This window comes from Colwellia sp. MEBiC06753, from assembly GCF_053470325.1.
This window is the reverse complement of the sequence record NZ_JBQMTM010000003.1, coordinates 221,071-235,912: the sequence shown is the minus strand read 5'-3', so window position 1 is coordinate 235,912 and position 14,842 is coordinate 221,071. Positions and strand designations below refer to the sequence as shown.

The following is a 14,842-nucleotide window of genomic DNA, read 5'->3' as shown; positions in this document are numbered from 1 at the left end:
GTTGGGTTAAATCTTGCTGTTTAATGTTTGCTGATTAATGCTCGCTGATTAAAGCTTTTGCCCACTCTGTAATTAATCCTCAGTAATTAATTTAAGCTTTTAGTAATAGTTTTTAGTAATAGTTTGTTAGTAATAAATTTTTATTAATAAGTGTTTTATCAATAATTGTTGAGCGCAGCCAGCGCTTTAGTTAAAAACTTCTCTGATTGCTTAACGCCAGATTCTAGGGCAACTTGGCTTGAACTGTCGGTAATTGTTTGCCATTGCTGGCGAATATTTTCAGGTGTTTGCTTCTCGGTAGATAAAAAGATGCCGTCGGTTTCTACCATCGTCGCAACCGCATAACCACCAGCACCCGCTGATAAGATTGTTTTGTTGGGGGCATCTTTGTCACATAAGGTTAAAAGGCCCGCTGTTACTGCTTCTGGAGACAGCAATTTAAGGTAGTCTCGTGGCATTAAATCTTCGGTCATTCGGGTGCCAGCTGTTGGCGCAATTGCATTGACATAAATGTTATGTTTCGTGCCTTCAAGCACCAAGGTATTCATTAACCCAAGCACAGCCATTTTTGCCGCGCCATAGTTACTTTGGCCAAAGTTGCCGTACATGCCACTAGAGGACGTGGTCATGACAATGCGTCCATAATTTTGCTCACGCATGATGTCCCAAACTGCTTTTGTGCAATTTACTGAGCCCATTAAGTGAACGTCCATGACTAATTTAAAGTCATCTAAGCTCATTTTGCTAAATGATTTATCGCGTAAAATTCCGGCATTGTTAATTAAAATATCAATGCGCCCCCATTGTTTCATGGCCTGAGACACCATGACTTGTACTTGGTCAAAGTCCGCAACATTGGCGCCATTACTAATGGCTTCACCGCCAGCGGCAATAATTTCTTCAACCACTTGTTTGGCGGCTTCTGAAGATTGTCCTTGGCCATCTCGCGCGCCACCTAAGTCATTAACAACAACTTTTGCTCCGCGTGCTGCTAGTGCTAACGCGTGAGCGCGTCCTAAACCATTTCCTGCGCCAGTGACGATGGCAACTTTTCCGTCAAATGATATTGTCATGTAACACTCTCTTTTATTGTTCGTTTGTTTTTACCAACTGAATGCTGATCCATTCTGCAACAAGTGCCGGTGTTTTTACCCCGTTAATTTCTATGGAAACGTCAGTTTTTAGGCGAAATTGATTAGGCTTGGTTTGGTCAATACTGATGATTTTAGCGTGAGCGCGGATGCGGCTGTTGACTTTGACTGGGCTAAGAAAACGTATTTTATCGAATCCTGAATTTATTCCCATATAGCAGCCGTCAATCATGACACTAAAATTTTCCGCAAAGTGCGATAGCATTGATAGCGTTAAAAAACCATGAGCAATGGTGGTACCAAAATCCGTGGTAGCCGCCTTTTCTGGGTCAACGTGAATAAATTGGTGATCTAGCGTGCAATCAGCAAACTGATTAATTTGCTGTTGTGTCACTGTATGCCAAGGGCTTACAGGTGCTTGGTAGCCAATATACTCAGCAATATCGTTAATGTTTATTTTTATCATTGCATGTCCTGTATGCTAGAAGCGATTGATTAAAACCAAGCCGCTTGCATTTGGCTGGTGGTGTCATCAAAGTTGGTTAAAATTTCTGACCATAAGTCTATTTTTGGTAGCTCGTAGCGATAAAAAAACTGCATGGCTTGTTGTTTGCCTAAATAAAAGTCGCGCTCTTTTTCATGAAGCGAATTGTTTAATAACGCTTTGCTGGCAATACTGCCTTGCTTTAACCAAAGCCAAGCAATCACTACGTGACCAAATAATGAAAGATATGCCACCGAATTGGCTAACACCAAGTCGATATCTTTTATTTTCATGGCGTTTAATAACGCCATTGTCGTGACATTTAAGGTATCTACAGCTTCAACTAATTGAACTACAAATGGTTCGATCGTTGCCTTAAGCTCATCATTTGCTCTAATGCTGGCGATGGTTTGGCTAATCTCATTGATCACTGTTTGATAGCCTTTAAGGTTGTTCATTGGTACTTTACGGGCAAGTAAATCAAGTGATTGGATGCAAGTTGTTCCTTCGTGAATAGGGTTAAGTCGGTTGTCTCGATAAAACATTTCGACTGGGTGTTCATCAATATAACCATGACCACCAAGTACCTGAATCGCTAAGTCGTTGGCTTTGTAACCATATTCCGATGGCCAAGTTTTGATAATAGGTGTTAATACATCGAGCAGGGTATGAGCATGTGTCCGCGCTTGTTCAGTTAATGCAGTTTTTTCGTCATCGGCTAATTGGCTACCGTAAAGCACTAGTGCCATTGCCCCTTCAGCATAGGCTTTTTGTGCAAGCAGCATTCGCTTGATATCAGCATGTTCAATAATATTGACCATAGGTGATAGTGGATCTTTACACGAAGGCAAACGACCCTGAGGGCGGTTCTTGGCGTAATCGAGTGAATATTGAAAACCCGCCATGGCTATGGCTGCTCCACTGGTGCCTACCATAATCCTTGCTTCGTTCATCATATGGAACATGTATTGTAAGCCGCAATTTTCTTCACCAACCAAGTAGCCAATAGCGCCACCGTTTTCGCCAAAACTTAAAGCGGTAGAGGTTTGAGCGCGCCCCCCCATTTTATGGAACAAACCGGCTAGCGCGACATCATTTCTTTCCCCTAAGCTACCGTCATCATTGACCAAATATTTAGGGACAACGAACAAGGAAATACCTTTAGTGCCTTTAGGAGCGCCTTTGATGCGCGCGAGAACTAAATGAACGATATTTTCGCTTAGGTCGTGATCACCGCCAGAAATAAAGATTTTATTGCCAGTAATTAGGTAATGATTGTCATCGGTTTTCACTGCACTCGTGGTTAAGTCTGCAAGCCCTGAGCCTGCGCCAGGCTCGGTCATTGCCATTGTTCCGGCGTAGCGTCCTTCGCGCAGTGGTTGAAGCCATTTATCTTTAAGCACTTGACTGCCGTGAGCTTGTAATAAATTGGCATTGGCAGTGGTCAGCATGCTGTAACCCAATGCCGTGCCACCAGCGATAGTTAAGTAACAACCTGCGATATTTGCAACAATAGGCGGTAGTTGCATACCATGATATTGATAATCTGCACAGGCACTTGGTAGTCCAGATTCATATAGGGCATCAAGTGCTGGTTTTAACTCTGGTAGTTGATGGACTTTTTGACCGTCAAAACTAGGCTGTTGATGATCGAGTTTATGCCTTATTGGTAAAAAATGTTTTTCAGCTATTTGCTTGGCCGTGTTGATGACTTCATTGAATGTAGTTTGATCATGATCTTGATAGCGCGGGCGTTGACATAAAGCCTGACTGTCAAATAATTCATATAAATAAAATGCAATATCTCGTTCGTTAAGCATGGGCGCTGTCATGGTTAGGTTTTCCAATAAGTGGTTAATTGATGAGTTAATTCGCAAATAATTTGCTTACTACATTGCTGAAACGCCGCCGTCGATAGCGATACATTGGCCGGTCATATAGGTATTAGCCGGAGATAAAAGCAATAATATGGTGCTAACAATTTCTTCAGGCTTGGCTAAACGCTTCATTGGTGCTCTACGAGCGAGCGCTTTACGACCTTCTTCATCTGAAACATCAGTGACCATATTTGTTAAGGTAAAGAATGGGCATACCGCGTTAATACGAATATTACTAACGGCATATTCTACTGCTGCCGACTTAGTTAATCCGACTACCGCATGTTTAGCTGCTGCGTAAGAAGAGATAGTGGGGGCACCACCAAGGCCAGCCATTGAGCTGACATTTAAAATTACGCCATAGCCTTGGTTTAACATCTGTGTAATTTGGCATTTCATACCAAATTGAACGCCTTTAACATTCACCGCAAATTGCTTATCCATGGTCGCTTCATCGGTTAAGTGTAGTGGCGCAAAAGCAGGGGCGATGCCAGCATTATTGATGGCAATATCGACACCGCCGAATTGTTTAACGGCTAATTCTGTAAGTTGTTGGCTGTAATTGGCAGTTGATACATCACCCGCTAAAAACGCTACTTCACAACCTTTAGCTGTTAATGTCGCTGCGAAATCTTTCAGTTGTTCAGCTTTGATATCGCCAAGTACAAGCTTTGCTCCGCGTGTGGCAAGTTCGATAGCTAATTGCTTGCCAAGCCCTTGTGAAGCCCCAGTAATGATGGCGACTTTGTTGGTAAAATCGAGTAGTACGTCCATAGAACCTTCTATTATTTTGGTATTTTATTGATTTTATCAGTGATTAATTTTGTTCAAATTGTTTTGCCAGATCGCGGCCTAATTGCATCATGTGCACTTGATCGGGGCCATCGGCTAATCTTAATGAGCGCTGACCTGCAAACATTTGGGCTAAAAAGGTATCTTGTGATACGCCCATTGCTCCGTGAATTTGTATCGCGCGATCAATCACATCAAGTGCCATTGATGGGGCGACAATTTTGATCATGGCAATTAAGTCTTTTGCCGCTTTATTGCCAACCGTATCCATTTTTTGCGCTGCCTTTAATGTCATCAAACGTGCTTGTTCGATTTGGCAGGCTGATTTGGCAATATCTTCCCGAATGCTTTGTAATTTGCTCATCGGCTGACCGAATACTTTACGTTCGTTAACGCGTTTGCACATTAACTCTAACGCGCGTTGGGCAGCGCCGACAGAGCGCATACAATGATGGATTCGGCCAGGGCCTAAACGACCTTGAGCGATTTCAAAGCCGCGGCCTTCACCTGCAATAATGTTGGCGATTGGTACGCGAACATTATCAAAAACAATTTCGGCATGTCCTTCAGGGGCATCGTCATAACCAAATACCTGCATTGGGCGAATAATGTTTACCCCTGGTGTGTTCATAGGTACTAGGATTTGTGATTGCTGAATATAACGGTTGTCATTGCTTGGGTCAGTCTTACCCATGACAATTAGAATTTCACATTGTTTGCGACAAGCGCCACTAATGTAGAATTTTCGGCCATTAACCACATAGTCATCACCATCGCGGATGATAGTGGTTTGAATATTGGTGGCATCACTTGAAGCAACTTCTGGCTCGGTCATGGCAAAGGCTGAGCGAATTTCACCTGCTAATAAAGGCTCTAGCCACTGTTGCTGCTGTTGAGCATTACCATACTTCGCGAGTACTTCCATATTGCCTGTGTCGGGGGCGGCACAGTTAAACACTTCCGGTGCCCAAATGACTTTACCCATTTCTTCTGCCAATGGCGCGTACTCTAAATTAGTTAGTCCAGCGCTGTATTTACCGTAAGTAACAGGTAGGAATAAATTCCAAAGTCCTTGGCGCTTTGCAAGTGACTTAAGCTCATCCATCAATGGCGGTGTTGACCAAGGATCTACTTGTACTTGTTCATGCATTTTCTGTTCATTTGGGTAAATATGTTCATCCATAAACTGGCGAACTTGTTCAATAAGTTGTTGAACCTTTGGCGTATATTCAAAGTTCATGATAATTCCTTTCTAATGGAGACTAGCTAGCTAAAGCGATTATGCGAGTAAATAACCACCGTCGACATTTATCGCGGCACCGGTTGTGTAGCTGGCAGCATTTGAGACTAAATACAGCACAGTACCTGCCATTTCTTCTGGCTCAGCAACGCGTTTCATTGGAACGTGAGCCATAGCTTGGGCAAGAATTTTAGGGTTTTTAACTAACGCTGAGGCAAACTTGGTATCGGTAGCACCTGGCAGTAGGGCATTCACTCGTATATTAAACGGCGCGCACTCTTTGGCGAATGCTTTGGTCATTGAAATGACCGCTGCTTTGGTAATGGAGTAGATGCCTTGCAAATCGCCAGGGATCACGCCGTTAACCGATGCAACATTAACGATGTTGCCGCCACCATGGGTTTTCATTAAGTTGGCAGCCTTGGTAGACATAAAGAAATAACCACGAATGTTTACATCGACGGTTTTATCGTAGGCCGCGAGATCAGTATCTAAAATATGACCAAAATACGGGTTAGCAGCAGCGTTATTTACCAAAATATCTAATTTGCTGTGTCGATCACTAATTTGCTGAAAAAGGGCATCAATTTGTTCAAGTTCGCCAATATGACAGGCGATAGCCTCGGCACTGCCACCTGCAGCAATGATTTGGTCTACAACCGCCTGGCAGCCATCTATTTTTCGGCTTGAAACAATAACATGAGCACCATAGCTAGCTAAGGTTTTTGCGATATGCTCGCCAATACCTCTGCTTGCACCAGTGACTAATGCGACTTTTCCGGTTAAATCAAATAGGTTTGGTATGGTCATATAGTTTCTCTTTTTTTATGAACAATGCCGCTACATATGGCTAATTCAAGCACTAAACACTGTTGACGGTATTGAAAAATTGTTATCAATTACTTGGATAATTTAACTAGCTCATCATCATATTTTGCTTGTTTGTATTAAACAAATGAATAATAGTAATGGCTTATTATTCGTAATGTGCATAATGTTTTGGCGGTAGTATTAAATGAAAATTGATTTAAATCTTTTTGTGGTATTTGAAGCAATTTATTGTGAAGGCAATATTAGCAAAGCAGCATCAGCGCTAAATTTGTCGCAGCCAGCGGTAAGTCACTCTTTGGCTAAGTTGCGTACGCAATTTAACGACCAGTTATTTATTCGCCAAGGTAATCAAATGCAACCTACAGCATTGGCGAAGAATGTGATTGGCGAGGTTAGAGAAGCGCTCCATCAGTTGCATAACAGTATTTATCAGTCGCAAAAATTTGAACCAGCAACTTCACGTAAATACTGCACGGTGTCAATGCATAGCTCTTTAGAAGCCTCCTATTTACCATTGTTTACCGATAAATTGCTCACCGAGTCGCCTCATTTAAATTTTACCAGTAAACGAGTTAGACGTAGTGAACTGGAAAATAAATTAGCCAGTGGCGATATCGATGTGGCAATAGATATTTTGCTACCGGTAAGCAGTAATGTCATGCATCAGCAAATTAAAAAAGATCGGTTAGTGGTGATGGCAAGGAAAGACCACTCAATATTTACAGGTAAACTAGATTTACAGCGGTATTTAACGCAAACGCATATATTAGCGTCTGCTAGAACATCTGGCCCAAGTATAGAAGACTTTGAGTTGGGAAGGCTGGGAATTCAGCGAAAAGTCGGCTTAAGGTGTCAGCATTTATTGTCGGCGTGTCGGGTTATTTTAAACAACGATATGTTACTTACTTTGCCTGAAAACGCCGCGCGGATGTATCAATCGTTTTTACCACTATCAATAGCGCCAATGCCCGTTGAAATTCCGCCAATTGATGTGCATTTATATTGGCATCGCAATGTCGATAAAGATCCTGCTAACCTTTGGCTAAGAAACAAAATTTTACAGGCTTAATTTTTTGGTTTATTAAACAAGCAAGACACAATGTTAATCACTAATGTCTTAGTTGCTAAAGTTACTTTTTCTGCATGCAATGCAAAGGTGTCGCCGAAAGGTGATAGTCAGCAACAACTTCAGTTGATCATGAAACTTTTGCTGGAATGTTTCGCAAGTTTATTAAGAAAGTGAATTACAGCCAGTGAACCCTTTAAATGGTCAATCTACATTTAGTTTAGGTGTTTTCTGCTAATATATTCAGGACACATATATTGCGTTGTGCGACTCGCTATCGTTAATTTAGATAAATATGATAGTTTTGTTACACTAAAGATTATGTCTGTTATCAAGTGAAAGTTGTTATTTTTATTTGATGTAAGAATAACATGGACGTTGGAGTAGTATATTGGTTAATACATTAACGAATAGATTTGGCAAGATGCCTTTATTGATTAAAGATAAAGTTATTTTAATTGCAACGATTTTTGTTGCAATTACCCTCACAATTTCTGGTTTTTCATACCTGCAATTTAACATTTTAGATTCTGTTCGTGCCTATATTCGTGGAGAAAGTTTGTGGGCTAAAGCACAAAAAGATGCTCTATTTCATCTCCAAGCATTCGCTTACACTAAAGATAACGCGGAATACGTTAAATTTCTTGAACTGTTGGCTACGCCGCTTGGAGATAAACAGGCTCGGCAAGCACTGCAAGCCGATACGCTAGATTATAGCTTGGCCTATCAAGGGCTTATAAAAGGACAGAATCACCCTGAAGATATTGATAGTATGATCAATTTCTTTTTGCGGTTTCAGCATATTTCTTACATGAAAGACGCTATTGTGGCTTGGACTGAGGCAGATATGCTGCTAGAAGAACTCATGTTACTTGCTTCTACGATGCATGATGAGGTAAGTAAAGATGCTGCTGTAGATTTAAGTAAATATACTCCTCAGTTAACGACACTGAATGAGCAAATTACCGCAAAAGAATATGAGTTTTCCTATGTGCTGAGTCAAGGTGCTATGTGGATGAAACACCTTTCCTACACAATTTGGGGAGTTGTTTTGCTGATCATGATAGCTTTAGCAATAGCAGTTACTCGCCCTCTAATTTTCCGAATCAGTAAAACAGAGCGAGACCTTCTGATCAGTGAAAATTATTTTAAAAGCCTGTTTGATACTAACTTGATCGGAATTATTAATTGGGACGAAAGTGGTGCTATCACTCGTGCTAACAAGTCCTTTTTAACTATGCTGGGTTACGACGATATTGATGTTGAAACAGGAAAATTAAATTGGCAAAGCCTTACACCTGATAAATGGAAACAACAGGATCGAGAGTGCTTAGCTGAAGTTTTGCAAAATGGCTATTGTAAACCCTTTGAAAAAGAGTATTTCAATAAACAAGGGAAAGCTGTGCCTACTATTGTTGGTGCTGCGTTGTTAAATGGCGAAGCCAATAATGGAATTGCATTTGTATTAGATCTGACGGAGTCAAGAGAGGCACAGAAGGAGTTGTTGTTATCGGCAACCGTTTTTGATTCGACTAGCAATAGTATTTTTATTACAAATTCACTTTGGAATATAGAGTCGGTTAATAACACTTATTTGCAACGCACCCATTATCAAAAGGAAGATTTAATTGGCTGTAAGCCTTATATTTTTTCTGAGCTAATGGATCAATACAGCTCAAGGCAGTTACTGGACAAGGTTATTGAAAATAAGGGGTATCTACGTACTCGCCTAAGCGACAGAACACTTGATGGAGAGAAGTACCCTGTAGAGGTCAGTATCAGCGCTGTGACTGATGAACATGGGTGTTTGATCAACTATGTTATTTTGATGACTGATATCACCGAGCAACTTGCGACTGAACACAAATTAGAACAACTGGCTCATTATGATTATTTAACTGGATTGGTAAGTCGTTCATTATTTATTGAGCGGCATGAACAAGCGGTACTGAGGGCGCAAAGAAGTAATACTCGTTTTGCCACCTTATTTATTGATTTAGATAAATTTAAACCGATTAATGATAATTTAGGCCATGAGGTTGGTGATAAAATACTTACCGAAGTTGCGAATAGGTTACAGTCACAAGTTAGAGCTAATGACACTGTTGGCCGATTTGGCGGCGATGAATTTGTTGTTTTACTAGAAGATATTAAAGAAGCAAATTACGCTCTAAAAGTGGCAGACAAAATTTCATCGAGTTTAATTCAAACTACAATTGTCGGTGAACATGTATTGTCTGTTGGTTGCAGCATTGGTATCTCTATCTTTCCTGACGATAGCACTAGCAGTAAGGAACTTATCAAGTTTGCTGATCATGCAATGTATCAATCGAAACAAAATAATAGGAATTCTTGCTGTTTCTACCATGAGCCAATCACCTAAAGAGGTGTACAGCTAGTAGCTATTAATAGTCAATTCTATTGTTATTGAACGATAAATAGTATGTCGGCATTTATTGTCGGCGTGCCGGGTTATTTTAAACAACGATATGTTACTTACTTTGCCTGAAAACGCCGCGCGGATGTATCAATCGTTTTTACCACTATCAATAGCGCCAATGCCTGTTGAAATTCCGCCAATAGATGTGCATTTATATTGGCATTGCAATGTCGATAAAGATCCGGCCAACCTTTGGCTAAGAAACAAAATTTTACAGGCAAACGGGTTAACAAATTAAATTATTAAGCGTTTATCTTTCTGCCATTTAAACCTTATTTCTTGCCATTAGTCACATCTAATTGGTTTTTCACTAAGCTAACTGTAAAGGTATTAATTGGTTGTTAATAAGATAGTTAAAGTAGAAAGGTGATATGGCGCTAATCAAAAATAATAAAAATAGTCGTGCAGCAAAATTCAGTTGCTTAGCGGTAGTTAGTTTTATAGTCATGGCGTTAACCGCATGCAATACAGAGGGCGTTGCAGAAGGTTTAGTGCCGCAGTTAGCGCCACCTGATCCACAAACTTTATGGTGGAATGTTCCGACACCTGATTTTACGATAAATGATCAAAAGCCAGTTATTGAATTAGCTGGAGCGCGCACGGTACTGCTAACGCTAGGTGATACCTATATCGATGATGGCGCAACGGCATTTGATCAACAAGACGGAGATTTATCTGAACAAGTTGAAATTATAAATAATGTTGATGTAACTAGTGTCGGTGATTATTTTGTTCAGGATAGCGAGGGAAATCAAGCAATTGAACAATCAAGGTTAGTGCGGGTTATTGGGCAACTTCCAACTAAGTTAACTAAGCGGGCAATAGGCACAACCTTGTCAAACTTCGGTTATGTTGAGCATTTACCTGAGGATTATGGCACAGATCCCGAAAAGCTATATCCGGTTATTATTTTTAATCATGGCAATGGGGCAAATGCTGAGCGTTCAGGTGATGATCCACTGTTTGCGCTAGATAATGTTGCGATAAGCCGAGGTCCATTTGATTTAATTAATCAAGATAAGTGGGATAGCGAATTGCCATTTATTGTCGTTTCGCCGCAATATGGAGACGTACCGGGTAAAAGCGGCATATATCGCCTCAATGGTTTTGTTGAATATATTACGCATACCTACAATATTGATAAGCGCAGAATTTATATTGCCGGATGGAGTCAAGGCGGTTTCATTAGCTATCAGTATGCGGCGACATATCCCGAAAAAATAGCAGCATTGTTAACAATTTCAGGTAGCTACCCCTTTAGCGAAAACGAAAAAATCCCTAGTATTTTGTGTAATTTAAACAATATACCAATGTGGCTATTTCACGGAAGTGACGATGAAGTAGTCGCTAGGGGAAATAGTACGAGTGGTTATAACAGGCCTATTGAGCATTGTCAGCCGACAGTACTTCCTAAATTGTCTTTGGTAGTAGGACAAGGTCATGATATTGCTAATCAAATATTTGATTTATCTGCGATGAATAATGGCGATGCCGGTTTTAGCTATGATGACAGATATAACAGTTATGATATTAGTATCTATCAATGGCTATTAAACCAAGTAAAAGAGTTTGATTAGCAAAATGTTGAGTATGAGCGCGCTAAAGTAACGATATTATTTAGATATAAGAATTATTGAAAGTTGGTTGCGGGTGCCCTGTTTGAAGAGAGGGAACCGACGACCTCAGGTCGTATTAACCGTATCGGTATTATTTAGATATAAGAATTATTGAAAAGTTGGTTGCGGGAGCCCTGTTTGAAGAGAGGGAACCGACGACCTCAAGTCGTATTAACCGTATCGGTATTATTTAGATATAAGAATTATTGAAAAGTTGGTTGCGGGAGCCGGATTTGAACCGACGACCTTCGGGTTATGAGCCCGACGAGCTACCAGGCTGCTCCATCCCGCGTCCGAATGGTTTAAGCGATTGCTTAAACAAGCCAAGGTGTTTTAATTCTACCTATAAAGAATTGGTTGCGGGATCCCCTGTTTGAAGAGAGCGAACCGACGACCTCAGGTCGTATTAACCGTGCCGATATTATTTATACTCTAAAGCTATCGAAAGAGTTGGTTGCGGGGCCCCTATTTGAAGAGAGGGAACCGACGACCTTAGGTCGTATCAACCATGCCGATATTATTTATACTCTAAAGCTATCGAAAGAGTTGGTTGCGGGAGCCCCTATTTGAAGAGAGGGAACCGACGACCTTAGGTCGTATCAACCGTATCGATATTATTTATACTCTAAAGTTATCGAAAGAGTTGGTTGCGGGAGCCGGATTTGAACCGACGACCTTCGGGTTATGAGCCCGACGAGCTACCAGGCTGCTCCATCCCGCGCCTGTAAATAGTTTTATTTATACTCTAAAGCTATCGAAAGAGTTGGTTGCGGGAGCCGGATTTGAACCGACGACCTTCGGGTTATGAGCCCGACGAGCTACCAGGCTGCTCCATCCCGCGCCTGTAAACATTTAGATTTAAGTCGTCGGTTTACGACGACCTTCGGCTTTTCGTGATTTTGCGAGCCCGACAACGATTTATCGTACTGCTCCATCCCGCGTCCGAATGGTTTAAGTGTTCACTTAAACAAGCCAATAATGTTTTGATTCCATTATCACGAATTTGTTTCACCACTGTGAAAGCGAGGCGTATCTTAAGGATAGTTGAGGTATTTTGCAACCGCTTTTATTAAGTTTTTTGTTATAAGGTTAAAAGATGCTCAAACTGTGTTTTTTATCAGCTGATTTGGCTAAATATTATGATTTTCATCATTAAGCTTAAGTTAGTTGGCTAGAACATCAGGTATTTTTACCTATTGGCTATTAGTCTTATCTGAGTTTGTTTATAATTGCCGCCAATTTTGAGTTCGGACTGAATATATGTATCAATTTTTAGCGTTAACATCCCCAGGTATAGAAATTTTGCTGGCAGAAGAAATTCAGCAGTTAGGTGGTGAAAATGTTGTGCAAAAACCAGAAGGGGTATATTTTTCCGCTAACTTAGATACGGCCTACAATGTTTGCTTGTGGACGCGTTTAGCAACCCGAGTGTTGCTGAAATTAGATGAAGCAGAAATAAAAACAAAAGATGACTTATATCAAGCAACATTAACCCTAGATTGGCCTGCTTGTTTCGAATCTGAGCATTCGTTTGTCGTTGATTTTGTTGGTAAAAGTAGTGAAATCAGAAATTCTCAATTTGGTGGCCTTACCGTTAAAGATGGTATTGTAGATACCTTTAGAAATGCCGACTTGCCAAGACCATCAGTTGATAAATCACATCCTGATATTCGTATTCAAGCGCGCTTACTCAAGGGGGTTGTGAGTTTTTATCTCGACTTTTCTGGTCGCGGATTATTTCAACGTGGCTACCGTCAAGACAGTGGCGCTGCGCCACTAAAAGAAAATTTAGCCGCGGCCATGGTACTGCGCTCAGGTTGGTTAAATGATACTTCGAAGCCGTTAGTTGACCCTATGTGTGGTTCTGGCACAGTACTAATTGAAGCGGTAAGTATGGCTTGTGGTCAAGCGCCTGGTATTGACAGGCTATCATGGGGCTTCGAATCATGGTTAGGCCATGATGTTGATACTTGGCAAAAAGTACTTACAGATGTTAGTAAGCAATCTATAGATAATTTCAGCCAATTTAATAGCAAAGTCTATGGCAGTGATATTGACAGTCGGGTTATTCAAACGGCCAAACAAAATGCTAAAAAAGCCGGATTTTCTGATCTGATTGAGTTTAGCTGTAAAGATGCGGGCAAAATTAATAATGTCTTTTCTAAACCCGGCGTCATGTTATTTAACCCGCCTTATGGTGAGCGTATTGGCGAATTGCCTGAATTGGTGGAACTGTTTGGCGAATTTGGCCACAAGCTCAAGCAACAATATGCTAACTGGCGAGTGGCAATGTTAACCGCTAATTCTGAGCTGTTAATGTTACTCAAACTGGCGACAACCAAGCGTTATAAATTTAAAAATGGCCCGCTAGATTGCGTGTTTGCCATTTATGATATTGATGAAAAGCAGTTAGCGCGTGATGCTGCTCATGGCAATGTTGATTTTTCGAATCAAGATTCAGACTTTGCTAACCGTTTGAAAAAGAATTTAAAAACATTAAAAGGTTGGCTTAAGTCAGAGCACATTAGTTGTTATCGCTGCTATGATGCCGATATTCCCGAATATAACGTTGCCATTGATATTTATAACGATTATTTGGTAATTCAAGAATATGCAGCCCCCGCTAATATAGAACCTGAAAAAGTCGCTAAACGCTTGCAAGAAGTGATTTACTGGGCGCCGAAAGTGACGGGTATTGATACCAGCAAAGTGGTGCTGAAAACGCGTCAAAAGCAAAAGGGCAGCAATCAATATCAAAAAATTAATAAAAAGAATCAATCACTGATTGTTAATGAATATGGCGCCAAACTAAAAGTTAACTTATGGGACTATTTAGACACTGGGTTATTCTTAGATCATCGTAAAACTCGGCAAATTGTCGCCAAGCGCGCCAAAGGTAAAACGTGCTTGAATTTATTTGCTTATACAGGTTCGGTTTCTGTGCAAATGGCGCTACATGGTGCTGAAAAAGTAGTGACAGTTGATATGTCAAAAACTTACCTGAACTGGGCGGAAGAAAATTTTGCACTGAATAATTTAGTTGGCCATAAATACGAATTTATTCAAGCAGACTGTTTAGCTTGGCTCAAAGCAAATACCGAAAAATACCAAAGTATTTTTATTGACCCGCCAACGTTTTCGAATTCTAAACGTATGGAAGATGCGTTTGATGTACAACGTGATCATGTTGAAATGTTAACTGATGCGTTAAATTCATTAACCGATGATGGTGAAATTATTTTTACCAACAACAAACGTAATTTTAAAATGGATGTTGAAGCCATGAATGCGTTAGGCCTTAGTGTCGAGTGCTTAACTGAGAAAACTCGTGATAAAGACTTTGCTCGCAATAAACATATTCATAACAGTTGGTTATTAACTCGGAAATAGCAGGGAATTAGCCAA

General features: G+C 40.6%; 11 protein-coding genes and 3 tRNA genes. 5 read left to right on the top strand and 9 right to left on the bottom strand.

Translation table 11 applies throughout. The annotated features are described in order from the left end of the window. Positions 1 to 158: 158 nt before the first annotated feature. The 6 genes from ACOB82_RS04245 to ACOB82_RS04220 are packed head-to-tail and all read right to left on the bottom strand — an operon-like array spanning position 159 to position 6,294. Positions 159 to 1,073: an SDR family NAD(P)-dependent oxidoreductase gene (locus ACOB82_RS04245; protein WP_448211690.1), complete on the bottom strand. Its 915-nt coding sequence runs from the start codon at positions 1,071 to 1,073 to the stop codon at positions 159 to 161. Positions 1,074 to 1,086: 13 nt separating this feature from the next. Then, positions 1,087 to 1,557, bottom strand: coding sequence for a MaoC family dehydratase (locus tag ACOB82_RS04240; protein ID WP_448211689.1), 471 nt, complete (start codon positions 1,555 to 1,557; stop codon positions 1,087 to 1,089). Positions 1,558 to 1,586: 29 nt separating this feature from the next. Continuing rightward, a complete protein-coding gene (locus ACOB82_RS04235) occupies positions 1,587 to 3,407 on the bottom strand; it encodes an acyl-CoA dehydrogenase (RefSeq protein WP_448211688.1) in 1,821 nt (606 codons plus the stop codon). Between the two features lie 57 nt (positions 3,408 to 3,464). Then, positions 3,465 to 4,226, bottom strand: a complete 762-nt coding sequence (locus ACOB82_RS04230; RefSeq protein ID WP_448211687.1) for an SDR family NAD(P)-dependent oxidoreductase — start codon at positions 4,224 to 4,226, stop codon at positions 3,465 to 3,467. A 43-nt stretch (positions 4,227 to 4,269) separates the two neighbouring features. Continuing rightward, positions 4,270 to 5,484: an acyl-CoA dehydrogenase family protein gene (locus ACOB82_RS04225; protein ID WP_448211686.1), complete on the bottom strand. Its 1,215-nt coding sequence runs from the start codon at positions 5,482 to 5,484 to the stop codon at positions 4,270 to 4,272. 39 nt (positions 5,485 to 5,523) lie between these two features. After that, positions 5,524 to 6,294, bottom strand: coding sequence for an SDR family oxidoreductase (locus tag ACOB82_RS04220; protein WP_448211685.1), 771 nt, complete (start codon positions 6,292 to 6,294; stop codon positions 5,524 to 5,526). A 205-nt stretch (positions 6,295 to 6,499) separates the two neighbouring features. Here ACOB82_RS04220 and ACOB82_RS04215 point away from each other — a divergent pair, with 205 nt between their 5' ends. The 4 genes from ACOB82_RS04215 to ACOB82_RS04200 all read left to right on the top strand — a co-directional run bounded on the left by ACOB82_RS04215 (position 6,500) and on the right by ACOB82_RS04200 (position 11,398). Continuing rightward, complete coding sequence (locus tag ACOB82_RS04215) at positions 6,500 to 7,384, top strand: LysR family transcriptional regulator (RefSeq protein WP_448211684.1); 885 nt, start codon at positions 6,500 to 6,502, stop codon at positions 7,382 to 7,384. A gap of 388 nt (positions 7,385 to 7,772) precedes the next feature. Continuing rightward, positions 7,773 to 9,764 carry a diguanylate cyclase gene (locus ACOB82_RS04210; RefSeq protein ID WP_448211683.1) on the top strand — a complete coding sequence of 664 codons (1,992 nt, stop codon included), beginning with the start codon at positions 7,773 to 7,775 and terminating at the stop codon, positions 9,762 to 9,764. Positions 9,765 to 9,870: 106 nt separating this feature from the next. Further along, a complete protein-coding gene (locus ACOB82_RS04205) occupies positions 9,871 to 10,059 on the top strand; it encodes a hypothetical protein (protein WP_448211682.1) in 189 nt (62 codons plus the stop codon). Positions 10,060 to 10,192: 133 nt separating this feature from the next. Next, positions 10,193 to 11,398: an alpha/beta fold hydrolase gene (locus tag ACOB82_RS04200; RefSeq protein WP_448211681.1), complete on the top strand. Its 1,206-nt coding sequence runs from the start codon at positions 10,193 to 10,195 to the stop codon at positions 11,396 to 11,398. 254 nt (positions 11,399 to 11,652) lie between these two features. Here ACOB82_RS04200 and ACOB82_RS04195 read toward each other — a convergent pair. From ACOB82_RS04195 to ACOB82_RS04185, 3 genes are all read right to left on the bottom strand, one after another. Further along, positions 11,653 to 11,729 (bottom strand) — tRNA-Met (locus tag ACOB82_RS04195). Positions 11,730 to 12,081: 352 nt separating this feature from the next. After that, positions 12,082 to 12,158: transfer RNA gene (locus tag ACOB82_RS04190), tRNA-Met, on the bottom strand. A 43-nt stretch (positions 12,159 to 12,201) separates the two neighbouring features. Continuing rightward, positions 12,202 to 12,278 (bottom strand) — tRNA-Met (locus ACOB82_RS04185). Positions 12,279 to 12,697: 419 nt separating this feature from the next. Here ACOB82_RS04185 and rlmKL point away from each other — a divergent pair. Then, on the top strand, positions 12,698 to 14,827 hold the full coding sequence (gene rlmKL / locus ACOB82_RS04180) for a bifunctional 23S rRNA (guanine(2069)-N(7))-methyltransferase RlmK/23S rRNA (guanine(2445)-N(2))-methyltransferase RlmL (RefSeq protein ID WP_448211680.1): 2,130 nt from the start codon (positions 12,698 to 12,700) through the stop codon (positions 14,825 to 14,827). Positions 14,828 to 14,842: the final 15 nt, after the last annotated feature.